Origin of the sequence: Zavarzinia marina (genome assembly GCF_021568905.1) — a bacterium.
GTDB lineage: Bacteria > Pseudomonadota > Alphaproteobacteria > Zavarziniales > Zavarziniaceae > Zavarzinia > Zavarzinia marina.
Genome location: NZ_JAKGSB010000002.1, coordinates 454,635 through 477,350 on the forward strand (window position 1 = coordinate 454,635; position 22,716 = coordinate 477,350).

Genomic DNA, 22,716 nt, shown 5'->3' on the forward strand with positions numbered 1-22,716 from the left:
TTCGCCCATGGGAGACAGGCTCATCTTCACCCTCGCCTCGGCCTCGCCGCGCCGGCGCGAGCTGCTGGGCCGACTCGGCCTGACGCCGGACCGAATCATCGCCGCCGATCTCGACGAGGCGCCCCGTCCGGGCGAATCGCCGGAGAAACTCGCCGTCCGCCTCGCCGAGGACAAGGCACGCGCCGTCGCGGCGCGGCTGGCCGCCGAAGGTGCCGCCCCCGGCTTCATCCTCGCCGCCGATACGGTGGTCGCCTGCGGCAGCCGCGTGTTGCCCAAGGCCGAGACCGAGGCGGAGGCGCGCCGCTGCCTCGCCCTGCTGTCGGGACGGCGCCACCGGGTCCTGACCGGGCTCGCCCTGATCCGGCCCGACGGCGCGCTGCGCAGCCGCCTCGGCCGGAGCACGGTCACCTTCAAGCGCCTCTCGGCCGAGGAGACGGCCTGGTATCTCGCCAGCGGCGAATGGCAGGGCAAGGCCGGCGGCTATGCCATCCAGGGCCGGGCGGAGGCATTGGTGCGCGCCCTCTCCGGCTCTCATTCCAACGTCGTCGGCCTCCCCCTCCACGAGACCTGGCAATTGCTGAACGGCAACGGCCTGGCGCTCGCCGCGCCGCCGGCCTGAGGGCGCCGGGATGGCACGGCGCCTCCTCGTCGAAAGCGGGCCGATCGAGACCCGTCTCGCCCTGATCGAGGATGGCGCGCCCGCCGAATTCCTGATCTGGCCCGCCGGCCACCGCCCCCGCCCGGGCGAGATCCGCCAGGGCCGCATCATCGCGACCGAGGCGGCCCTGGGCGCCTATTTCATCGACATCGGCCTGGACCGCCCCGCCTTCCTGAAGCGGAAGGACGCCCCCGGCGCGACCGAGGGCAGCCTCCTCGCCGTCGAGATCCTGCGCGATGCCGACGGCGACAAGGCGGCCCGGGTCAGCGCCCGTACCCCCGCCGCCCTCGCCGCCGGGCTCGAGGGTGATCGTCCCGCCGTCCTGTCACCGGCGCCCCATCCCGCCGCCCGCCATGCCGCCGGCCTTTCGGTCACATCGGCGCTGCTGGGCGGCACGATGCCCCAGCCGGCGCTGGCGGCCGCCCTCCGCGCCCTCGGCATCGCGGTCGAGACGGCCCATGGGTTCGCCGACCTCTTCGCCGCCGAAGGCATCGCCGATGATTTCGAGGCGAGCCTGCAACGGGTGGTGCCTCTCGTCCCGAGCGGACGCATCACCATCGACGAGACCGAGGCCCTGACCGCCATCGACATCGACGGCGGCGCCTTCGGTGCCCGCGCCGCCAACGAAGCGGGCGCGCGCATCGCCGCGCGCGAGATCCGCCGCCGCGACCTCTCGGGCCAGATCGTGATCGACTTCATCGGCGACCATGCCGCGATCGCCGCCGGCCGCGCCGTCCTGAAGCAGGCGCTGGCCGCCGATCCGCGCCGGCCCGACCTCGCCGGCGGCAATCTCAACGGCATCGTCCTGATCACCCGCGCGCGTCAGGGCGACAGCCTGCTGCGCGCCGCGACCGAGCCCTGCCCCTCGGCCTTCGGTCGCCGGTTTTCGCCCGCCCATCTGGCGGCGCGGCTCTGGCGCGAGGCCCTGACCCTGGCGCGCCATGCCCCCGGCCGGGCCCAGCGCGCCCTTGTGCCCGGCGACGTGCTCCGCTATCTCGAAGCAAAGGGCGCCCTGGCCGAGCTTTCCCTCGCCGTCGGCGCGCCCCTGACGGTCGAGGCGTCGGCCACGGGCCGTGCGATCACGGTAACGACGGCGCCCTGACGAAAGAAGCGGCAAGCGTTCGAGGACAGACCGGACCCCATGAGCAGACGTGCCCCATGACCAAACCTGCCCCGGCCAACGACAATCCCCGCCCCTGCCCGATCTGCGGGCGGCCCTCGATGGAACGCCATCGCCCCTTCTGCTCGCCGCGTTGCGCCGACGTCGACCTGAGCCGCTGGCTGGGCGGCCATTACGCCATCCCGGCGGCGGAGAGCGAGATTCCGGGCGACGACGGCTTCGCCCCGGGCGATTCCGAGGACGGCCGCTGACCCCGGCCGGCGGCCGTCGGTTTTTCCGGAATGGGCGATTGACGCCCCCGGCCCTTTCCTCTAAATACGGCGTCCTCGCCGACCGGTGGCGACTCTTCCACCGTCCAGGGCCCAGGTAGCTCAGTTGGTAGAGCAGCGGATTGAAAATCCGCGTGTCGGTGGTTCGAATCCGCCCCTGGGCACCATTTCCCGAGTCATAGTGCTTCGTCGACAAAGCAGGCGCTTCGGCCAATACATGGCTCGACGAGATTGCCTTGGCGCGCAACATAGGCTTCGACGCCAAGGCGCTTTCCCGGATCGTCGCGATGGTCCGGGATCATCGGGGGGCCCTGTTGGGAGCGTGGCATGAGTATTTCGGTACTGGCGGCTGATATTCGGGTGCGCGGGGTTGCGCTGACCGATGACACGCTTTCGGTCGACCTGATGGACGGTCGCACCATCGCCGTGCCGATCGCCCGGTATCCGCGCCTGGCCAAGGCCAGCCCCGAAGCGCGGGCACATTGGGTGATCGCGGGCGGCGGTTACGGAATCCATTGGCCGGATCTCGACGAGGATCTCTCGACCGAGGGTCTGTTGCGCGGCGCGCCGGCGCCGATGCATCGCTGAGGCCCCGCCCTTATCCTGTGCTCATGTGCGGACGCTATACAATCCGGATCGACTGGCGGCGGGTTCACGATCTCTATGGGCTCACGGTGCCCGTCGAGCCGGCGCCCGAAGGGATCGGGGCGCGCTATAATGCGGCGCCGGGACAGAAGCTGCCGATCATCGGGGAGAACGGCGACCGGCGCTCCCTGATCGCCAGTCGCTGGGGCATGATCCCGCCCTGGGTGGCGTCTCTGTCGGAAATCAAGATATCGACCATCAATGCGCGGGCCGAGACCCTGGACGGCTCGCGCCTCTATGGCGAGCCGTGGCGGCGGCGGCGCTGCCTGGTGCCGGCGGACGGCTGGTACGAATGGTCGGCACCGCCGGCGGGCGAGAAGCAGAAGCCGGTCCATTTCATCGAACGGCCCGAATCGCGGCCCTTCGCCTTCGCCGGGCTCTGGAGCCTGTGGCGGGACGGCGACGGCAACGCGATCGTCTCCCACGCCATCGTCACGACCGAGGCGGTGCCCGAACTGGCACCGCTGCACCCGCGCATGCCCGTGGTGCTGGACGCGGCGGATTTCGACGCCTGGCTGCGGGCCGAAACGCCGCCCCACGCCTTGCTGCGCCCCCATCCCGGGCCCTGGCGGTTCCACCGGGTGGACAACCGGGTCGGCAAGGTGAGCGAGGACGATGCCGGCCTCACCACGGCCCTGGCGGCCGCGTCGTGACAGGGGGTCCCAACCGGGGTGCCAGCCGGCCGCCGCGCCGGTTTGCGCATTGACTTGGCACTGAATCGCGTATCTTAAGCAGTCTGGCCGAGGCTGCGGGGCGGGGGTTAAATGGAATTTCTGGGGCTCGAGAGCTATGCCCCCGTGGCGGCGTTGATCGTCATCGGTCTGATGCTGGTCGGTTTCGCGACCGAAGCCTATCCCCCAGCCGCCATCGCGGTCATGGGCATGGCGACCACCCTGGGCCTCGGCCTGATCGCACCCGCCGACATGCTGGACGTCATGTCCAACAACGCGCCCTGGACGATCATGCCCATGTTCATCCTGAGCGCCGCGCTGGTGCGCACCGGGGTGCTGGACGCCCTGATCTTCCGCCTGGAACAATTGCCGCTTCGCCGGGCCGGCGTGATGGTCGGCGCCATCGTGCTGATCGCCTGCTGCGCCTCCGCCTTCATCAACAACACGCCCCTCGTGGTGCTGATGATCCCGATCGTGGTGGCGCTCGCCAACAAGTCGGGAATAGCCATCTCGAAGCTGCTGATCCCGCTCTCCTTCGCCGCCATCCTGGGCGGCACCACCACATTGGTCGGCACCTCCACCAACCTGCTGGTCGACGGCGTCGCCCAGGCCAACGGGCTCGAACCCTTCGGCATGTTCGAGATTTCCCTGGTCGGCCTGCCGGTCGCCGCGGTCGGGCTGCTCTACATGATCTTCATCGGGCGCCGCTTCCTGCCCGAACACGGCTCGCTGACCGGGGCCCAGGGCAAGGCGGGGCGCTTCCTGGTCGAGGTGCTGATCCCGCCCGACAGCCCGACCATCGGCCAGGCACCCTCGGCGATCCGCGTCTTCCAGGGCCCCGACCGGCGGGTGATCGACGTCGTCCGGGGCGACCTTTCGCTGCGCCGCGACCTCGATGCCGTGGTGCTGCAGGCCGGCGACATCGTCGTCCTGAAGACCGGCGCCGCCAATGTCCTGACCATCCGCGATCGCGCCGGGGTCGAGGTCGGCCGCGCCGCCCAGGCCGCCAGCGACGGCGAGGAACTGGCTCCCGTGGCCAGCCGCTCCACCATCGTCGCCGAGGCGCTGATCGGTCCCAATTCGCGCCTGATCGGGCGCACGCTGCGCCATGCCCGCCTGCGCCGGCGCTATGGCGTCTATCCGATCGCGCTCCACCATGCGGGCGAGAATCTGGCCGACCGGCTGGAGACCGTCGAGATGCAGGTGGGCGACAGCCTGCTGTTGGAAGGCGCGCCCGACGACCTCGCCCGTCTCGCCACCGACAACGGCCTGATCAACCTGAACGTGCCCGCCGACAAGGCGCTGCGCATGGAGAAGGCGCCGGCCGCCATCGTCGCCCTCGGCCTCGTCATCGCGGGCGGCGCCTTCGGCGTCCTGCCCATCGTGGCGCTGGCCTGGATCGGCGTCGCCTTCGTCTTCCTGACCCGCTGCATCGACAGCGACGAAGCCTTCGCCACCGTCGACTGGCAGATCATCATCATGATCTTCGCCATGCTGGCGGTCGGCCGCGCCCTCGAATCGACCGGCGCCGTCGAACTGCTGGTCGAACAGGCCGTGCCCTGGCTGCGCGAGATGCCGCCGCTGATCCAGTTGTTCACCGTCTTCCTGATCGGCTCGGCCCTGACGGAGATCGTCACCAACAATGCCGTCGGCGTCGTGGTGACACCGATCGCCATCGCGCTCGCCCAGTCCCTGGGGCTGGACCCGCGCCCCTTCGTCGTCGTCGTCATGTTCGCGGCCAGCGCCAGCTTCGCCACCCCCATCGGCTATCAGACCAATACGCTGGTCTATTCCGCCGGCGGCTATCGCTTCCTGGATTTCGTCCGCGTGGGGGCGCCGCTGAACCTGCTCTGCGGCGTCGTCGCCGTCACCTCCGTCTATCTTCTGTGGTTCTGACCCCGCCGCCTCCGCAAAAGGTGGTGGTTGAGGCGCCGCGCCCGCCGTGCCACCCATAGGCACGAAAAAAACCAAACGGGGAGACGGCCATGGCCGAGGCGCGGCTGGAGGGAGATTGGGCCCGGGGAGACTGGGACTACATCGTCGTCGGGGCCGGCACCGCCGGCTGCATCGTCGCCAACCGTCTCTCGGCCGATCCCGGCACACGGGTGCTTCTCCTCGAAGCCGGCGGGCGCGACGACTGGATCTGGTTCCACATTCCCGTCGGCTATCTCTTCGCCATCGGCAATCCGCGCGCCGACTGGATGTTCAGGACCGAGGCGGAACCAGGTCTGAACGGCCGATCCCTGATCTATCCGCGCGGCAAGGTGATCGGCGGCTGTTCCGCGATCAACGCCATGATCTCCATGCGCGGCCAGGCCGCCGACTACGACCATTGGCGGCAACTGGGCCTCGCGGGCTGGGGCTACGACGACGTCCTGCCCCATTTCCTGTCGCTGGAAGACCACTTCATGGGGCCCGGCGAACATCACGGCTCCGGCGGCGGCTGGCGCATCGAACCGCCGCGCGTGCGCTGGGACGTACTGGATGCCGTGCGCGAGGCGGCGGTCGAGATGGGCGTGCCCGCCATCGACGATTTCAACACCGGCGACAATGAAGGCGTCTCCTATTTCCACGTGAACCAGAAGAACGGCCGGCGCTGGTCCGCCGCCCGGGGGTTCCTGAAACCGGCGCTGAGCCGGCCGAACCTGCGGCTCGAAACCGGCGTCCAGGTCGAACGCCTTCTGTTCGCGGCAGGGCGCGCCACGGGTGTCCGCTTTTCGAAGGGCGAGACCGGCTTCGAGGCCCGCACGAAGGGCGAGGTGATCCTGTGCGCCGGCGCGATCGGCACACCCCAGATCCTGATGCTGTCCGGCGTCGGCCCCGGCGACGAGCTGGCGCGCCACGGCATCGATGTCGCCCTGGATCATCCCGGCATCGGCCGCAACCTGCAGGATCACCTGCAGCAGCGCGCGATCTACAAGGTCACGGGCGTGCGCACCTTGAACGAGACCTATCACAATCTGGTCCGGCGCGGCCTCATGGGCCTCGACTATCTGTTCCGCCGGCGCGGGCCGTTGACCATGGCGCCGAGCCAGATGGGCCTGTTCACCCGCTCGGACCCGTCTCGGGAACGGGCGAACATCCAGTTCCACGTCCAGCCGCTGTCGCTCGACAAATTCGGCGATCCCCTGCATCGCTTCCCGGCGATCACGGTCAGTGCCTGCAACCTGCGGCCGACGTCGCGCGGGACGGTCACCCTGCGCGGTGCCGACTTCCGCCAGGCGCCGGTGATCGCGCCCCATTACCTATCGACCGAGGACGACCGCCGGGTGGCGGCGGACGCCATCCGCGTCACCCGCCGCCTTATGGCGCAGCCCTGCCTGGCGCCCTATCGGCCGGAGGAATATCTGCCGGGTGCCACGGTCGGCGACGACGACGAAAGTCTCGCCCGGGCGGCGGGCGACATCGGCACCACGATCTTCCACCCCGTGGGCACGGCGAAGATGGGGCGCGCGGACGATCCCACCGCCGCCGTCGACGAGAGACTGCGCTTCTTCGGCATCGCGGGCCTGCGCGTCATCGACGCCTCGGTCATGCCGACCATCACCTCGGGCAATACCAATACGCCGACCGCCATGATCGCCGAGAAGGGGGCTGCCATGGCCCGGGAAGACCGGCAGGGCGGCCTCAACGCCCGATGAGAAATCCTCACCCGCACGCGGGGCCGGTCCGGCCGATACTGGCCGGAACGACAGGGAGGAGAGATCGCCGTGACCGTCTATGCCATCGCCCAGATCCGGATCCACGACCGGCCCACCTACGACCGTTATGCCGCGCGTTTCATGGCGGTGCTGCAACGCCATGGCGGGCGCCTTCTGGCGGCGGACGAAGCGCCCCTGGTGGTCGAGGGCGAATGGACGGCGGACAAGCTCGTCCTCATCGCCTTCGCCGACCGGACCGCTTTCGAAACCTGGGCCGGCTCGCCCGACTATGTCGAGATCTCGCGCGACCGCTTGGCGGCGACCACCGGCACGGTCATTCTGGCGTCGGGAATCGGCGGCTGAGCGGCATCGCCGCCGGCTCGAGCCCCGAGGAGAGAGGATGATGGAGATCAGGGACGCCACGGAAGCCGATCTGGCCGGCATCATGGCGATCTACAACGACGCCGTCCTGAACACGACGGCGATCTGGAATGATACGTTGGTGGATCTCGACAATCGCCGTGCCTGGTGGTTCGCGCGCGTCGATCACGGCTATCCGGTGCTGGTCGCGGCGGAGGACGGACGGGTTCTCGGCTACGCCAGCTTCGGCGACTGGCGTGCCTTCGACGGTTACCGCCACACGGTCGAGCATTCGGTCTATGTCGCGGCCGAGGCGCGGGGGCGCGGTATCGGTCCGGCGCTGATGGTGCCCCTGATCGACCGGGCGGCCCATCTCGGCAAGCATGTCATGGTGGCGGGGATCGAGGCCGGCAACGAGGCGTCGATCCGCATGCACGAGAAGCTGGGCTTCGCCCACGTCGGCCTGATGCCCGAGGTGGGCGTGAAATTCGGCCGCTGGCTCGACCTCGCCTTCCTGCAGAAGATGCTGTGAAGGGCTCTCAGGCCTCTTTCAGGTCGCGCTGGAGGAGACCGAGGACGACCGCCCCGAACAATGTCAGGGCGGAGCCCCAGAGCCCGGCGGAGACGGCGCCGAGCGCGTCGGTGACGGCGCCCGAGACCACGGGGCCGAGCGTCTGCCCCAGGCCGAAGGCGGTGGTGAAGGCGCCGATGCCGGCGGTGATGGCGCCGGGCGCCAGGTTGCGGCGCACGAATTGCGTGGTCGACGACACCACGGTCAGGAACGATCCCCCGAAACAGAGACCGGAGACGACCAGCGCCACCGGGGCCGTGGTCACCAGCGGCAGGATGGCGGCGGCGGCGACGACGGCATTGGCGACCGCGAAGCCATGGCCGTGGCGAAGCCGCGACTGCAGCGCGGCCCAGGCCCAGGGCGCCCCCATGACGCCGACGCCGATCGACAGCCAGAACACGACCTGGAAGCCGAGCCCGGCCCCCAGCCCCCGGACATAGGCGAACATGAAGGTCATATAGGCGATGTAGCCGGCCCCGAAGCAGAAATATCCGGCCAGCATGGGGGCCATGGGCATGATCCGCGCCCGCCCGCCGGCCAGCGCGGCCTGCCCGCCGCCGCTGCGCCGTGCCCTGGCCAGCAGCAGGATCATCGGCAGGCACAGGACCGCGAGCAGCACCCAGGCGCCGCGCCACGAACCGCCCCCCGCGCCGCCCAGCATGACCGGCACCGCGAGCCCCGACAGCACGATGCCGAGCCCGGGCCCGGCATAGAACAGGCCGAGCAGGAAAGTGCCCCGTTCGGGATGGCGCGCGGCGATGCCCGCGGCCAGCACGCCGCCGCCGACGAAGGCGAAGGCCCCGCCCACGCCCGAGACCAGGCGCGCCGCGTTGAGGGCCGGCACGCCGTCGAACAGGGCGCAGGCGAGAACGCCGAGGGCGCAGGCGACACTGCCCCACCAGGTGGCGGCGAAGGCGCCGACGGCGGCGATCAGGCGCGACGCCACCATGGCGCCCAGCAGATAGCCGACGGCGTTGCTGGCGTTCAGCCAGCCGGCGAGGGCATAGCTCCAGCCGAGGTCGTCGCGCATGTCGGGCAGGATCAGGGCATAGGCGAAACGCGAGATGCCGAGGGCGATGGCCGGCGCCAGTGCCAGGGCCGCGACCATGGCGGTCTCGCCCGCGATGGACTTCTGTCCGGCGCCTTCGGTCATGCCGTCTCCCTTCCGCACGGGCCTGTCGCCCCTGGGCCTACGGTTCCCCGTCGCGCGTATCAAGGCAATGGCCGAGCCATGCTCCCGGCACACGGGCCCATTCGGCTTTCGGGAATCAGGCGAAGCGATCCCGGTCGGGCCCGCAAGCTTCGACAGGCGGGCGGTGGCCTGCTATGAAAGGCAAGTTGACATTTTTTCAGCGAGTGCCGTGACGGACATCCCGACCAAGACGACCCGCAAGCGCGCGTCCCGCCAGAAGGCCGACCTGCAGCCCAATCTGCGCGAGGCCATTCTGCTGGCCGCCATGCAGGAATTCGCCTGCGCCGGCTTCGATGCCGCGTCGATCCTGCGCATCGCGGCGGCGGCGGGCGTGCACCACCCCCATATCTACTATTACTTCAAGAACAAGGAGCAGCTCTGGCGCGAGGCCGCGACCCGGGCCTTCGCGCCGCTGCGGACACAGGTCGAGACCGGGCGCCCGCTGCTGGCCCAGGTGCCGCCGCTCGACGCCTTCGCCGTCGCCATCCGCCAGTTCGCCCATTTCTCGGCCGACAACCGCATGGCGGCCCTGATCGTCGCGCGCGAGACCCTGGCGCCCGGCACGCGACTCGACTGGCTGGCGGAAAACATTCTGCTGCCGCTGCACCAGATCCTGATCGACATCCTGGGGGACGCGATCGACAAGGGCATCATCCGCCCGGTGCCCATCACCAGCGTGATCCAGGCCATGATCGGCGCCGTGGTCACCTATTTCGGCGGCGGCGCCGCCCTCGTTCGCCTGCACGGCGTCGACCCCCTGAGCCCGCTGTCGATCGAGACCCACACGGAATTCCTGGTCGATCTCTTCGTCAACGGCCTCAGGACGAAACAGCCGCCCGTCTGACCGGCGCCGTCAGGCCGTGCCGAGAAACAGGCGATAGGCGGGATTGTCGGTCTCGTCCTCGTAAGGATAGCCGAGCGCCGCGAGCTGGCGTTCGAGTCGCGGCCGGTCGGCCATGGCCACCTGAAGCCCGACCAGCACCCGGCCATAGTCGGCGCCGTGGTTGCGGTAGTGGAACAGGGTGATGTTCCAGTCCGGCCCGACACCGTCGAGGAAGCGCAGCAGGGCGCCCGGCCGTTCCGGAAACTCGAAGCGCAGCAGCAGTTCGTCGGCGAGGCCGGCCGGCGCGCGGCCGCCGACCATGTAGCGGATGTGCAGCTTCGCCGTCTCATCCGCCGAAATGTCGAGCACGCGATGGCCGAGGCCCTCCAGCGCCGCGATGATCGGCGGCTTGTCGCGCCGCGCGTCCGCCAGCTTGATGCCGACGAAGACATGGGCATCGCCGCCCGCCGCGTAGCGGTAGTTGAATTCGGTGATGCTGCGGTCGCCCAGCACCTGGATGAAACGGCGATAGGATCCCGGCCGTTCCGGGATGGTGACCGCCAGCAGGATCTCCCGCGCCTCGCCGATCTCGGCCCGTTCGGCGACATGGCGCAGGCGGTCGAAATTCATGTTGGCGCCGCTGGCGATGGCGACCAGGGCCCCCGTCCGCTCCGGCACCCGGGCGGCATAGGCCTTGAGCCCCGCGAGCGACAATGCCCCCGCCGGCTCGGCGATGACGCGGACATCCTCGAACACGTCCTTCACGGCGGCGCAGATGGCGTCCGTATCGGCGGTGATCACATCGTCCAGCAGATCCCGGCACAGGCGGAAGGTCTCTTCCCCCGCCTGGCGCACGGCAACGCCGTCGGCGAAGAGGCCGACCCGGTCCAGCACCACCCGGTGCCCGGCCTCGATCGCCGCCTTCATCGAGGCGGCATCGACCGGCTCGACCCCGATCACCCTGGTCTCGGGCCGCAGGAACTTGACGTAGGAGGCGATGCCGGCGGCCAGCCCGCCGCCGCCGACGGGCACGAAGATCGCCTCGATCGGATCGGGGTGCTGATGCAGGATCTCCATGCCCACGGTGCCCTGGCCGGCGATCACGTCCGGATCGTCGTAAGGGTGGACGAAGGTCAGGCCCTGTTCGGCCTCGAGCGCGCGGGCGTGTTCATGGGCGACGTCGAAGGTATCGCCCGTCAGCACGATCTCCGCGCCGTGATAGCGCACCGCCTCGACCTTGATCGGGGGCGTGGTGACCGGCATGACGATGACCGCCCGGCAGCCCAGGCGCTTCGCGGAGAGGGCGACGCCCTGGGCGTGATTGCCGGCCGAGGCGCAGACCACGCCCGCCGCCCGCGCCTCGGGCGTCATGCGCACCAGCTTGTTGTAGGCGCCGCGGATCTTGAACGAGAAGATGGGCTGCAGATCCTCGCGCTTCAGAAAGACGGAAGCGCCGATCCGCCCGCCGAGGCGCGGGAGCGGATCGAGCGGCGTCTGCTCCGCGACGTCATAGACGCGGGCATCGAGGATCTTGCGGACGTAGTCGGTCAAAATCGGCTCTCCTGGACAGAGCGCCGGTATAGCGCATGCGCGCCGTCCTGTCGCCGCGATGCGGTATTTCCCCTTGCCGGTATGACGAATCTCCTAAATCATCATACCGTCATCGCCAGGGGAGTTCAGATCGACATGCGCGCCGCCCTTCTCGCCTTCGCCCTTTCGACGGGCGCCCTTTCGACGGGCTTCACCGCGCCGGCCTTCGCCCATTTCCAGGAATTGCTGCCGAGCGCCGACGTCCTGCCCGAGGGCGGCACGGTCGATCTCGATCTCGTCTTCACCCATCCGATGGACGGCGGTCCGCAGATGCGCATGGAACGCCCCGCGCGCTTCGCCATGCTGCGCGACGGCGAGACGGTCGATCTGGCGGGCGCCCTGGTCGAGGTGCTGGCCGGCGGCGAGCGCGCGTGGCGCGCCAGCGTCGACCTGAAGACGCCCGGCGCCGCCGTCTTCTTCGTCGAACCCCGGCCCTATTGGGAACCGGCGGAAGGCAAATACATCGTCCACTACACCAAGGTGATCGTCGACAGTTACGCCACCGGCGAGGGTTGGGACGCCATGGTCGGCCTGCCGGTGGAAATCCGTCCCCTGACCCGTCCGACCGGGCTCTGGACCGGCAATCTCTTCACCGGCGTCGTCACCAAGGCCGGCGCGCCGGTGCCCTTCGCCGAGATCGAGGTCGAATACGTCAACGACGGCACGGTCACCGCGCCCAACGACGCCTTCGTGACCCAGGTGATCACGGCCGACGCCGACGGCACCTTTTCCTACGCCATGCCGCGCGCCGGCTGGTGGGGCTTCGCCGCCCTGACCGAGGCCGACGCCACGATGAAGAACCCGGCAGGCGAGGACGTGCCGGTCGAGGAAGGCGCCCTGATCTGGGTGAAGGCAACCGATATGGGCGGGCCCTGAGACGGAGGCGGCACCATGGCCCATATCCCCGACGGCGTCCTGTCCCTGCCGGTCGCGGCGGCCGGCTGGGCCGGGGCCGTCGCCATGGCGGGCGTCGCGCTCCGCCGGCTGGAGGAAGAGCGCATTCCCGAGACCGCGATCCTGGCCGCCGTCTTCTTCACCGTCTCCCTGGTCGCGGTGCCGGTCGGGCCGTCCAGCGTGCATCTCCTGCTGTCGGCGTTGATGGGATTGATGATCGGGCCGCTCGTCACCGTGGCGGTCATGGTCGGGCTCGCCCTGCAGTTGCTGCTCTTCGGCTTTGGCGGGCTGACCAGTTTCGGCGTCAATACGGTGAACATCGCCCTGCCGGGCGTCGTCGCGGCGCTGGTGCTGGCGGGCCCGGTGGCTCGCGCGGCACCGGGCCGGGCCGCTCTTCTGGCCGGGATCGCCGGCGCCGTTTCGGTGCTGGCGACCGGGGGCGGAGTCGCCCTCGCCCTCGCCCTGTCGTCGGGAGACTACGTGCCGTCGGCCCGGGTGGTGGTGGTCACCTATCTGCCGCTGGCGGCGGCGGAAGCCCTGGTCACCGGTTTCGCGATCGGCTTCCTGAAACGGGTCAAGCCCGACGCCCTGATGGGCGCCACTCCATGATCCGCCGTCTCATCCTGGCCCTCGCCCTCGTGCTGGCGGCAACGGCGCCGGCGGCGGCGCACCGCCTGAAACTCTTCGCCACGGTGGAGGACGGCGTCATCACCGGCTATGCCTTCTTCATCGGCGGCGGCAGGCCCCAGGGGGCCGAGATCGTGATCCGCGACGCGGCGGGTCGGGAGGCTCACCGCACGACGACCGACGCCGAAGGCGGCTTTGCCTGGAGGCCGCCCGCGCCGGGCGACTTCACCGTGACCGTCGATGCCCGGGACGGCCATGTGGCGACGGCCGCGATCGGCCCGACCCGCTTCGCCGCCATTCCCACCCCCGCCGCGCCGGCGCCCGCAAGTCCCGAGTCGCCCGCAAATTCCGGGGCGCCCGCAAATTCAGGTGCACCCGCAAATTCGGGTGCGGCGGCGATCGAGCAGGCTGTCGACCGGGCCGTGGCGCGCCAGATCCGCCCCCTCCTCGAAGCCTGTGACGCGGCGGAGGGGCGGATCCGCTTCAACGACGTGGTCGGCGGCATCGGCATGATCGTCGGCCTCGGCGGCATGGCACTCTGGTTCGCCGGGCGCCGGGGAAAGCGGCGATGATCGCCGGCGTGGCGCCCGCCGCGCGGCTGTTCGCCGCCTTGGTCCTGGTGACGGCGATCGCGGCCCTGCGCCATCCCATGGCCCAGGGCGTGGCGTTGATCGGGGCATTCGTCCTCGTGTTGCTCGCGGGCAGGCCGCCTGCGGTCCTGCTGCATCGGCTGCGCCATGTCGAGGGGTTTCTCGTGCTGCTGCTGGTCATGCTGCCGTTCACGGTCGAAGGTACATCCCTGGTCGCCATCGGGCCGCTGGACGCGAGCGCGGAGGGGCTGTGGCGCGCCTTCGGCATCGTCATGAAGGTGAATGCCGCCGCGGCATTGCTCTTCGCCCTGATCGGCGATCTGGATCCCGTGCGCCTCGGCCATGCGGCGCGGCGCCTGGGGGTGCCGCTGCGGCTGGTGCAGGTGTTCGTTTTCACCGCGCGTTACGTCGACCTGTTCCGGGACGAGATCCGCCGTCTGCGCGAGGCGATGCGCGCCCGCGCCTTCACCGCCGGAACCTCGCTGCACGCCTTCCGCAGCTACGGCAACATGGCCGGGATGGTGCTGGTCCGCGCCCTCGAGCGGGCGAAGCGGGTGGAGGAGGCGATGCGCTGCCGAGCCTTCGACGGGCGCCTGCCGGCGATCGGCCCGCCCGAATCCCGGGCGGGCGCGGCCGCCTGCACCGCCATGGCCCTGGTCGCGGCCGGCACCCTGCTGGCCCTGGACCTGATGCCGTGACCCCGCTGCTCGCCCTGTCGGACGTAACGGTCGAGCGCGGCGGGCGGGCGGTGCTGGCGAACGCCTGCCTCGAACTTCGAGCGGGGGAGCGCCTGGCCCTCGTCGGGGCCAATGGTGCCGGCAAGACCACCTTGCTGCGCACCCTGATCGGTCTCGAAAAGCCGGTGCGCGGCACGGTGAGCGCCTTCGGCACGCCACGCCGGGCGGAGAAGGATTTCCGCGCCGTCCGCGCCAGGGCGGGCTTCCTGTTCCAGGACGCGGATGATCAATTGTTCTGCCCGACCGTGATCGACGACGTCGCCTTCGGTCCCCTGAACCTCGGGCTCGACGCCCGCGACGCCGCCGACAAGGCACGGGATATCCTCGATCGACTGCGCCTCGGCCATCTCGCCGAGCGCGTCACCCACGGACTTTCCGGCGGGGAGAAACGGCTGGTGGCGCTGGCCGGCGTGCTGGCCATGGAACCCGAGGCATTATTGCTGGACGAGCCGACCAACGCCCTCGACCATGATCATTACCTGCGCCTGCTCGACATCCTGACCGGCCTGCCGATGGCGATGATCGTCGTCTCCCACGACCGGCGCTTCCTGCACCGGCTGGCGACGCGGGTGGTGGCGTTGCAGGGCGGGCGGCTGTGGCCCGCGGCCTTTCACAGCCACCCCCACACCCACGACCATCTGCATCTTCACGTCGAAGATGCCGGGCACACCGAAAGCCCCGTGGCCGATCACCGCCACTGAACGGCCGTCAGCCCGCCTTGCGCCGCCCCATCGTCAGCGCGAAGAGCGCGCCGCCGCCGACGAAGAGGGGGAAGGACACCAAGGCACCGCGCTTCACGAAATCGAGGGCGCGGTCGATCAGCTTGGCAATGCCGTCGGGATCGCCATGATCGCTGAGCACCGCGAAGATGAAATGCCCGACGAAGAGCGCCAGCACCCCGAGCCCGACACCTTGATGCAGGCGGACGGGACGGCCCTTGTTGATCAGCATGACGACCAGCGCGGTCGCGAAGCTTGCAACCCCGGCCCCGACCAGGGTCGCCACATCGTGCCGCCCGAAGACGCCGCCGGGCCACAGTGCCTCGGCGGCGGCATGGGAAAGCCCGGCCATGACGAGGCCGAAGACGAGCGGCGGCAGGATCAGTCGTGTGAAGCTCACTCTTCCTCCTTCGGCCGAAAGCGCCAGAGGCGGCTGGCCATTGCGAAGACGACGGAATAGACGATGCCGGCGAGGAGAGCGTGGCGCCCCACCACGACCAGCGACAGAAAGACGATCCAGAGCGCACCGCTGACCAGATCCACAGGTTTGTCGCCGGCCTCGACGCCGGCATAAAGGAGCAATTGGATCGCGGCGAAGAGATGGAAGGCGCAGACCACGGCGATACCGATCAGGGCGGCGAAGCCTGGATGGACGAGCCCTGAACGGTCGATCGCGACCGCCCAGGCACCGACGGCGAACAGCGTGGTGCCGGCCATCAGCCACAGGGGCACTTCGTCTTCCGCCCCGCCCAGCGCCACCACCAGAAAGGCGGCGACGAGGCCGAAGCCGAGCGACTCGAGGAAGAAGCCGATCCGCGTCATGGCGGCATCATGCGACGTCGCGGGCCGCCGGCGCTGTGAAGCGCCTCACTTGCGCTGCGGCCGCCATTGCAGGGACAGGCGGCGCACCACGAAGCCGGCGGCGATACCGACCGGCCAGGCGACCACGACGGCATAGGCGATGCCGCCCACGAAACTGCCGAAAACCGTGAGCACGCCGCCGCCGGCAAGGACGCTCTTCGCCGCCGCATAGGCGAGCCAGCCGGCGAGCGCCGAGGCCAGGGCCGCGACGAAGATGGTGCCATTGTCGATGGCGCCGCGCCGGGGCGCGATGGCGAACCAGGCGCCGGCGGCGATGGCGAAACCGAGCACGAAATAGGGCATGGCCGCCGCCGGCCGCTCCAGGAGAAGGGCGACGAGGCCGAAGATGAAGCCGAAGCAGACCGCCTCGACGGTGCGCAGGCGCGCCGCCACCCGATTGCGCGGGCCGATGACCGGGCCGCGCCCCATGGGTTGCGGCTTCGGCTTCGGCGGGCGGGGACGAAAGGGAATGATCTCCGCCCCGGCCGTCCCGGGCTGGCCAGTGTCCGGCCGGACGGTGTCTGGCGGGCCGGACACTGGCCGGCCGGCGTCTGGCGAGTCTGGCTCGTCGGGCTGCCGGCCGGTCATGGTCACATCTGCCTTGTGCCGCCGTTGACGCCCAGCGCCGCCTCGCGCACCGCTTCCATCTCGGTCGGATGGGCGTGGCTGGTGCGGGCCAGATCCTCGGCGGCGCCGCCGAACTCCATGGCGGTGACGATCTCGGCGATCATGTTGCCGGCATCGGCGCCGATGATATGGGCACCGAGGATGCGGTCGGTCGCGGCATCGGCGATCACCTTGACGAAGCCTTCGGTCTGGCTGTTGGCCTTGGCCCGCGAATTCGCCGTGAAGGGGAACTTGCCGGTCTTGTAGGCGATGCCCGCCGCCTTCAGGCTTTCCTCGGTGGCGCCGACATTGGCGACTTCCGGCATGGTGTAGATGACGCCAGGGATCGACTCGTAGTTCACGTGGCCGTGCTGGCCGGCCATGATCTCCACCGCCGCGACGCCCTCTTCCTCGGCCTTATGGGCCAGCATCAGGCCGCCGATGACGTCGCCCACGGCATAGATGTGGCCGACGTTGGTGGCGTAATGGGCATCGACCGGGATGAAGCCGCGATCCGTGGTCTCCACGCCGGCGGCGTCGAGGCCGAGATTGTCGGTATAGGGACGGCGGCCGACGGCGACGAGGACGATATCGGCTTCGAGGGTCTTGGCCTCGCCGCCGTCGCGCGGCTCCACCGTGACCTTGGCGCCCTTCTTGCCGGGCTTCACCGCCGTCACCTTGTGGGACAGCATGAATTCGAAGCCCTGCTTGCCCAGGATGCGCTGGAAATTCTTGGAAACCTCGCCGTCCATGGCCGGGGTGATGCGGTCGAGGAATTCGACCACCGTGACCTCGGCGCCGAGACGCTTCCAGACCGAGCCGAGCTCGAGACCGATGACGCCGCCGCCGATGACGATCAGCTTGCCCGGCACCTTGTCGAGGGCGAGCGCGCCGGTCGAGGACACCACGGTCTTCTCGTCGATCTCGATGCCCGGCAGGGAGGAGACGTCGGAGCCGGTGGCGATCAGCGTGCGGGCCGCCTTGATCTCCTTCGTGCCGCCGTCGTTCAGCGTAACCTCGATGGTATCGGCAGACTTGAAGCGGCCGGCGCCGGCGAGATAGGTCACCTTGTTCTTCTTCATGAGGAACTCGATGCCCTTGGTCAGCTCGGTCACCACCTTGGCCTTGTGGGCCATCATGGCCGGCAGATCGACCGAGACGCCGTCCGCCTTGATGCCGAATTTGGCGAAGCCGTGCTGGGCTTCGTCGAACAATTCGGTGGCATGCAGCAGCGCCTTCGAGGGGATGCAGCCGACGTTCAGGCAGGTCCCGCCAAGCGTGCCGCGCTTCTCGACGATCGCCGTCTTGAAGCCGAGTTGGCCGGCGCGGATCGCCGCCGTGTAACCGGCCGGGCCGCCGCCGATGATGACGAGGTCATAGGCATCCTCGCCCGAGACCGCGGCGACGGCGGGGCCGGCCGCGACGGCGGGAGCGGGCGCAGGGGCCGGCGCGGGAGTCGGTTCGGGCGCGGGTGCCGGTTCGGGCGCGGGTGCCGGGGCGGCGGCGGCCGAGGCGCCGGCGGCCTTGCCGGTCTCGTCGATCATGCCGAGGACCTGGCCGATGACCACGGTCTCGCCTTCCTTGGCGGCGATCGAGGCGAGCACGCCGGCCTCGGGGGCCGAGACCTCGACCGCGACCTTGTCGGTCTCGAGCGAGACCAGGACTTCGTCCTTCTTCACGGATTCGCCGATCCGCTTGTTCCAGGCGCCCACCGTGGCTTCGGTGATCGATTCGCCGAGGGTCGGCACTTTGAGTTCGATGGTCATGATCCAAGCCTTCGAATGCAAACCCCCACCCTTCGACAAGCTCGGGGTGGGGGCTTATGAAACCGTTGCCGTTCCGAGCTTGCCAGGAACGGTGGGTATTCCGTGATCAGACGCCGAAGAGCAGGCGTGCCGGATCCTCGATCGCTTCCTTGATGCGGACGAGGAAGGTCACGGCCTCGCGGCCGTCGATCAGGCGGTGGTCGTAGGATACGGCCAGATACATCATCGGCCGCGACACGATCTGCTTGTTCACCACCATCGGCCGGTCCTGGATCTTGTGCATGCCGAGGATCGCCGACTGGGGCGGGTTGATGATCGGGGTCGACATCAGCGAGCCGAAGACACCGCCGTTCGAGATGGTGAAGGTGCCGCCCTGCATGTCCTCGATCGCGAGCTTGCCGTCACGCGCCTTGGCGCCGAGACGGGCGATCTCCTTCTCGATCTCGTGGAAGCCGAGCTTGTCGGCATCGCGCACCACCGGCACGACGAGGCCGCTGGGCGAGGAGACCGCGACCGAGATGTCGTAGTAGTTCTTGTAGACGATCTCGTCGCCATAGATCTCGGCATTGACCGCCGGCACTTCCTTGAGCGCCTGGACCGCCGCCTTCACGAAGAAGGACATGAAGCCCATCTTCACGCCGTGCTTCTTCTCGAAGAGTTCCTTGTACTGGTTGCGCGCCTCCATGAGGTTGGTCATGTCCACCTCGTTGAAGGTGGTGAGCATGGCGGCGGTATCCTGCGCCTCCTTCAGGCGCTCGGCGATCCGCTTGCGCAGGCGGGTCATCTTCACGCGCTCTTCGCGCGGATCCTCGGGACGCGGCGGCAGCACCTTGGCCGCCGGCTTCGGCGGGTTGGCGACGGCGGCCAGCACGTCGCCCTTGGTCACGCGGCCGCCCGGGCCGGTGGCCGGCACGGTGGCCGGGTCGAGACCGGATTCGGACAGCAGCTTGCGCGCGGCCGGGCCCGGGGTGGCGCCCGCGGGCGCAGCGACCGGGGCCGGGGCCGCCGGAGCGGGCGCGGGTGCCGGCGCGGCGACCGGCGCCGGGGCAGCGGCGGCGGGCTTCGCGGCCGGGGCGGCGGCGGTCGCCGTCTCGTCGATGGCGCCGATGATCTGGCCGATCACGACATTGTCGCCCTCGGCGGCGTCGATCCGGGTCAGCACGCCCGATTCCGGTGCATTGACCTCGACCGCGACCTTGTCGGTCTCGAGTTCGACCAGGGTCTCGTCCTTCTTCACGGCTTCCCCGACCTTGCGGTGCCACTTGCCGATGGTCGCCTCGGTGACGGACTCGCCGAGTGTCGGGACCTTGAGTTCGATCGTCATTCTTCAGCCTCTTCGGCGTTTCTCTTCAATTCGCTCGTGACGGACGGTTCAGGCGGTCAGCGCATCGCCGACCAGCTTCGCCTGTTCCTCGACATGCTTGCGCAGGAGACCGGTCGCCGGCGAGGCGGCGGCGGCGCGCCCGGCATAGGCGGCGCGGCCGGGCTTGCCCCGGGCCTTGCCGATCACCCATTCGATCCAGGGCTCGACGAAGAACCAGGCGCCCATGTTGCGCGGCTCTTCCTGGCACCACACCACGTCCGCCTTGGGGAAACGCTGCAGCAGATTGACCAGGGTCTTGGCCGGGAAGGGATAGAGCTGCTCGACGCGGGCGATGTAGACCTTGTCCAGGCCGCGCTTCTCGCGATCCGCCAGCAGGTCGTAATAGACCTTGCCGGTGCACATGACGACGCGCCTGATGTCCTCGTCCTTGGCCAGTCGGAAGTCCCCGGTGATCTTGGGGAATTCCGCCTTGGTGTCGAAATCGTCCTCGAGCACGCGGTGGAACGAGGTGCCGGGGCCCATCTCTTCCAGCCTGGAGACCGCGCGCGGATGGCGCAGCAGCGACTTCGGCGTCATCAGGACCAGCGGCTTGCGGAACTTGCGGTGGATCTGGCGGCGCAGGATGTGGAAATAATTCGCCGGCGTCGTGCAGTTGGCGACCTGCATGTTGTCCTCGGCACAGAGCTGGAGGTAGCGCTCCAGCCGGGCCGACGAATGCTCCGGCCCCTGGCCCTCGTAGCCGTGCGGCAGCAGCACGACGAGGCCCGACATGCGCAGCCATTTCGATTCGCCGGATGCGATGAACTGGTCGAACACCACCTGGGCGCCGTTGGCGAAATCGCCGAACTGCGCCTCCCAGAGCACGAGGGCGTTCGGTTCCGCCATCGAGTAGCCGTATTCGAAGCCGAGCACGGCGGCTTCCGACAGCATGCTGTCGTGCACCTCGAAGCTCTGCGCCTTGGGCCCCAGGTTCTGCAGCGGCAGGTAACGGCTCTCGTCCACCTGATCGACCCAGACGGCATGGCGCTGTGAGAAGGTGCCGCGGCCCGAATCCTGGCCCGACAGCCGGACATGCACGTCCTCGAGAAGGAGCGAGCCGAAGGCCAGCGCCTCGCCGGTCGCCCAGTCGATGCCTTCGCCGGTCTCGAACATCTTGCGCTTGGCGTCGAGCACGCGGCGCAGCGTGCGGTGCGGGTTGAAATCCTCGGGGATCGTGGTCAGAACCTTGCCGATCTCCTTCAGGGTCTTCATCGACTCGTCGGTCTCGCCCCGGCGCACGTCGCCGCGCGCGACCGTCATGCCGGCCCAGCGGCCTTCCAGCCAGTCGGCCTTGTTGGCCTTGTAGTTCTTCGAGGTCTCGAGATCGGCGTCGAGCTGGGCATAGAAGTCGTCCACCGCCCTGGTCGCCTCGTCCGCCGTCAGCACGCCTTCGGCCACCAGACGGTTGGCATAGAGTTCGCGCACGCCCGGATGGCCGGTGATCTTCGAATACATCAGCGGCTGGGTGAACATCGGCTCGTCGGTCTCGTTGTGACCGAAGCGGCGATAGCAGAACAGGTCGATGACCACGTCCTTGTGGAACATCTGGCGATATTCCGTCGCGATCTTGGCGACGTGGCAGACCGCTTCCGGATCGTCGCCGTTCACGTGGAAGATCGGGGCCGCCACCATCTTCGCCATGTCGGACGGATAGGGCGAGGAGCGCGAGAAATGGGGCGCCGTGGTGAAGCCGATCTGGTTGTTCACGATGATGTGGATGGTGCCGCCGGTGCGGTAGCCGCGCAGCCCCGAAAGGCCGAAGCATTCCGCCACCACGCCCTGGCCGGCGAAGGCGGCGTCGCCGTGCAGCAGGATCGGCATGACCTGGACCCGGTCGACGTCGTTCTTCTGCCATTGCTTGGCGCGGGCCTTGCCGATGACCACGGGATCGACGATCTCGAGGTGGGACGGGTTGGCGGCCAGCGACAGATGGACCTTGTTGCCGTCGAATTCGCGGTCCGACGAGGTGCCGAGGTGATACTTCACGTCACCCGAGCCCTGGACGTCGTCCGGATTGGCCGAACCGCCCTGGAACTCCGAGAAGATCACCGTGTAGGGCTTGCTCATCACGTTGGCGAGCACGTTCAGGCGGCCGCGGTGGGCCATGCCGAGCACGATCTCGTTGCAGCCGAGATTGCCGGCACGCTTGATGATGCCTTCCATCGCCGGGATCAGCGCCTCGCCGCCGTCGAGGCCGAAACGCTTGGTGCCGGTGAAGCGCTTGTTCAGGAAGTGCTCGAAGCCCTCGGCCTCGACGAGCTTGTTGTAGATCGCCTTCTTGCCCTCGACGGTGAAGGAGATTTCCTTCTCGGCGCCTTCGATGCGGGCTTGGATCCACGATTTCTCGGCGGGATCGGCGATATGCATGAATTCGACGCCGACGCTGCCGCAATAGGTGCGCCGCAGGATCTCGAGGATCTGGCGCATGGTCGCGGTTTCGAGACCGAGCACGAAGTCGAGGAAGATCGGCCGGTCCATGTCGGCATCGGTGAAGCCGTAGGTCGCGGGCTCGAGTTCCGGGTGGTGGCGCGGCGGCGCGAGGCCGAGCGGATCGAGATTGGCGATCAGATGGCCGCGGATGCGGTAGGCGCGGATCAGCATGATCGCGCGGACGGAATCGAGGGTCGCGGCCCGGATGTCGGCCGCGCTGGGCGCCGGGGCGGCGGCGGGCTTGGCGGCGGCCTTGCCGTTGGTCGCGGGTTTTTCCTCGTCCTCGAGGCCGTTCTTCACGATCGGCCAGTCGGGCCGGGCCCAGCTCGGGCCCTTGCTGGTCGACAGGCTGTCGCCGATGGCGTCGAAATAGCGTGCCCAGGAAGGGTCGACCGAAGCGGGATCCTGCTGGTAACGGGCGAGAAGGTCCTCGATGAACGCACTGTTGGCGCCGTTGAGGAACGAGAGTTCGTCGAGCTGGGTCGTCATGTCCGTCAAGCCGCGACCGTGATCTGGCCGCTCTCTCTGCCTGGCCGCGAAGCCGTTGTTGGCCGCGAAGCCGTTGCCTGAACCGCCGATGGCG

At 69.2% G+C, this 22,716-nt stretch carries 24 protein-coding genes, 1 tRNA gene and 1 pseudogene; 17 read left to right on the forward strand and 9 right to left on the reverse strand.

All coding sequences use genetic code 11. The features are described from left to right. The first annotated feature begins 7 nt into the window (after positions 1-7). From L2U69_RS07950 to L2U69_RS07995, 11 genes are all read left to right on the forward strand, one after another. Positions 8-619, forward strand: a complete 612-nt coding sequence (locus L2U69_RS07950; protein ID WP_236106252.1) for a Maf family protein — start codon at positions 8-10, stop codon at positions 617-619. A gap of 10 nt (positions 620-629) precedes the next feature. Beyond that, the gene (locus tag L2U69_RS07955; protein WP_236106253.1) at positions 630-1,760 is read left to right on the forward strand and encodes a ribonuclease E/G; all 1,131 of its coding nucleotides are present in this window, start codon (positions 630-632) and stop codon (positions 1,758-1,760) included. Positions 1,761-1,816: 56 nt separating this feature from the next. After that, entirely contained in the window at positions 1,817-2,029 is a 213-nt protein-coding gene (gene yacG, locus L2U69_RS07960) for a DNA gyrase inhibitor YacG (RefSeq protein WP_236106254.1), read from the forward strand. 109 nt (positions 2,030-2,138) lie between these two features. Beyond that, positions 2,139-2,214: transfer RNA gene (locus tag L2U69_RS07965), tRNA-Phe, on the forward strand. A gap of 69 nt (positions 2,215-2,283) precedes the next feature. Beyond that, a complete protein-coding gene (locus L2U69_RS19300) occupies positions 2,284-2,400 on the forward strand; it encodes a hypothetical protein (protein ID WP_408065805.1) in 117 nt (38 codons plus the stop codon). Further along, positions 2,375-2,635, forward strand: coding sequence for a DUF2442 domain-containing protein (locus L2U69_RS07970; RefSeq protein WP_236106255.1), 261 nt, complete (start codon positions 2,375-2,377; stop codon positions 2,633-2,635). The genes L2U69_RS19300 and L2U69_RS07970 overlap by 26 nt, the downstream gene beginning before the upstream one ends. Before the next feature lie 23 nt (positions 2,636-2,658). Further along, positions 2,659-3,345, forward strand: a complete 687-nt coding sequence (locus tag L2U69_RS07975) for an SOS response-associated peptidase (RefSeq protein ID WP_236106256.1) — start codon at positions 2,659-2,661, stop codon at positions 3,343-3,345. Positions 3,346-3,456: 111 nt separating this feature from the next. Further along, positions 3,457-5,259, forward strand: coding sequence for an SLC13 family permease (locus L2U69_RS07980; RefSeq protein WP_236106257.1), 1,803 nt, complete (start codon positions 3,457-3,459; stop codon positions 5,257-5,259). An 89-nt stretch (positions 5,260-5,348) separates the two neighbouring features. Next, entirely contained in the window at positions 5,349-7,004 is a 1,656-nt protein-coding gene (locus tag L2U69_RS07985; RefSeq protein ID WP_236106258.1) for a GMC family oxidoreductase, read from the forward strand. 69 nt (positions 7,005-7,073) lie between these two features. After that, positions 7,074-7,367, forward strand: coding sequence for a DUF1330 domain-containing protein (locus L2U69_RS07990; protein ID WP_236106259.1), 294 nt, complete (start codon positions 7,074-7,076; stop codon positions 7,365-7,367). Positions 7,368-7,404: 37 nt separating this feature from the next. After that, positions 7,405-7,896 carry a GNAT family N-acetyltransferase gene (locus L2U69_RS07995; RefSeq protein ID WP_329605378.1) on the forward strand — a complete coding sequence of 164 codons (492 nt, stop codon included), beginning with the start codon at positions 7,405-7,407 and terminating at the stop codon, positions 7,894-7,896. 7 nt (positions 7,897-7,903) lie between these two features. On the opposite strand, the gene L2U69_RS08000 is transcribed toward L2U69_RS07995, so the two are convergent. Then, on the reverse strand, positions 7,904-9,088 hold the full coding sequence (locus L2U69_RS08000) for a YbfB/YjiJ family MFS transporter (RefSeq protein WP_236106260.1): 1,185 nt from the start codon (positions 9,086-9,088) through the stop codon (positions 7,904-7,906). 208 nt (positions 9,089-9,296) lie between these two features. Between L2U69_RS08000 and L2U69_RS08005 the strand changes: the two genes are divergently transcribed. Then, complete coding sequence (locus L2U69_RS08005; protein WP_236106261.1) at positions 9,297-9,971, forward strand: TetR/AcrR family transcriptional regulator; 675 nt, start codon at positions 9,297-9,299, stop codon at positions 9,969-9,971. Positions 9,972-9,980: 9 nt separating this feature from the next. Here L2U69_RS08005 and ilvA read toward each other — a convergent pair whose 3' ends face one another. After that, the gene (gene ilvA, locus L2U69_RS08010; RefSeq protein WP_268967295.1) at positions 9,981-11,501 is read right to left on the reverse strand and encodes a threonine ammonia-lyase, biosynthetic; all 1,521 of its coding nucleotides are present in this window, start codon (positions 11,499-11,501) and stop codon (positions 9,981-9,983) included. 135 nt (positions 11,502-11,636) lie between these two features. Between ilvA and L2U69_RS08015 the strand changes: the two genes are divergently transcribed. From L2U69_RS08015 to L2U69_RS08035, 5 genes are read left to right on the forward strand one after another with little or no spacing between them, the layout of a single operon-like run. Next, on the forward strand, positions 11,637-12,416 hold the full coding sequence (locus L2U69_RS08015; protein WP_236106262.1) for a DUF4198 domain-containing protein: 780 nt from the start codon (positions 11,637-11,639) through the stop codon (positions 12,414-12,416). Between the two features lie 15 nt (positions 12,417-12,431). Then, positions 12,432-13,043, forward strand: a complete 612-nt coding sequence (gene cbiM / locus L2U69_RS08020) for a cobalt transporter CbiM (RefSeq protein WP_236106263.1) — start codon at positions 12,432-12,434, stop codon at positions 13,041-13,043. Continuing rightward, positions 13,040-13,633 carry a carboxypeptidase-like regulatory domain-containing protein gene (locus tag L2U69_RS08025; protein WP_236106264.1) on the forward strand — a complete coding sequence of 198 codons (594 nt, stop codon included), beginning with the start codon at positions 13,040-13,042 and terminating at the stop codon, positions 13,631-13,633. The genes cbiM and L2U69_RS08025 overlap by 4 nt, the downstream gene beginning before the upstream one ends. Beyond that, the gene (cbiQ, locus tag L2U69_RS08030) at positions 13,630-14,349 is read left to right on the forward strand and encodes a cobalt ECF transporter T component CbiQ (protein WP_236106265.1); all 720 of its coding nucleotides are present in this window, start codon (positions 13,630-13,632) and stop codon (positions 14,347-14,349) included. The genes L2U69_RS08025 and cbiQ overlap by 4 nt, the downstream gene beginning before the upstream one ends. Then, entirely contained in the window at positions 14,346-15,089 is a 744-nt protein-coding gene (locus L2U69_RS08035) for an energy-coupling factor ABC transporter ATP-binding protein (RefSeq protein ID WP_236106266.1), read from the forward strand. The genes cbiQ and L2U69_RS08035 overlap by 4 nt, the downstream gene beginning before the upstream one ends. 7 nt (positions 15,090-15,096) lie before the next feature. On the opposite strand, the gene L2U69_RS08040 is transcribed toward L2U69_RS08035, so the two are convergent. The 7 genes and pseudogenes from L2U69_RS08040 to L2U69_RS08065 form a co-directional block, all read right to left on the reverse strand. After that, positions 15,097-15,507: a hypothetical protein gene (locus L2U69_RS08040; RefSeq protein ID WP_236106267.1), complete on the reverse strand. Its 411-nt coding sequence runs from the start codon at positions 15,505-15,507 to the stop codon at positions 15,097-15,099. Beyond that, on the reverse strand, positions 15,504-15,929 hold the full coding sequence (locus L2U69_RS08045; protein WP_236106268.1) for a hypothetical protein: 426 nt from the start codon (positions 15,927-15,929) through the stop codon (positions 15,504-15,506). The genes L2U69_RS08040 and L2U69_RS08045 overlap by 4 nt, the downstream gene beginning before the upstream one ends. Positions 15,930-15,974: 45 nt before the next feature. Next, positions 15,975-16,397 carry a hypothetical protein gene (locus L2U69_RS08050; RefSeq protein WP_236106269.1) on the reverse strand — a complete coding sequence of 141 codons (423 nt, stop codon included), beginning with the start codon at positions 16,395-16,397 and terminating at the stop codon, positions 15,975-15,977. A gap of 161 nt (positions 16,398-16,558) precedes the next feature. Next, positions 16,559-17,941, reverse strand: a complete 1,383-nt coding sequence (gene lpdA, locus L2U69_RS08055) for a dihydrolipoyl dehydrogenase (protein ID WP_456243235.1) — start codon at positions 17,939-17,941, stop codon at positions 16,559-16,561. 183 nt (positions 17,942-18,124) lie between these two features. Beyond that, positions 18,125-18,340: pseudogene (locus L2U69_RS19315) on the reverse strand (biotin/lipoyl-containing protein); the annotation flags it as partial. Positions 18,341-18,446: 106 nt separating this feature from the next. Further along, positions 18,447-19,664: a 2-oxoglutarate dehydrogenase complex dihydrolipoyllysine-residue succinyltransferase gene (gene odhB / locus L2U69_RS08060; protein WP_236106271.1), complete on the reverse strand. Its 1,218-nt coding sequence runs from the start codon at positions 19,662-19,664 to the stop codon at positions 18,447-18,449. 48 nt (positions 19,665-19,712) lie between these two features. Beyond that, positions 19,713-22,622 carry a 2-oxoglutarate dehydrogenase E1 component gene (locus tag L2U69_RS08065; protein WP_236106447.1) on the reverse strand — a complete coding sequence of 970 codons (2,910 nt, stop codon included), beginning with the start codon at positions 22,620-22,622 and terminating at the stop codon, positions 19,713-19,715. Between the last annotated feature and the right edge of the window lie 94 nt (positions 22,623-22,716).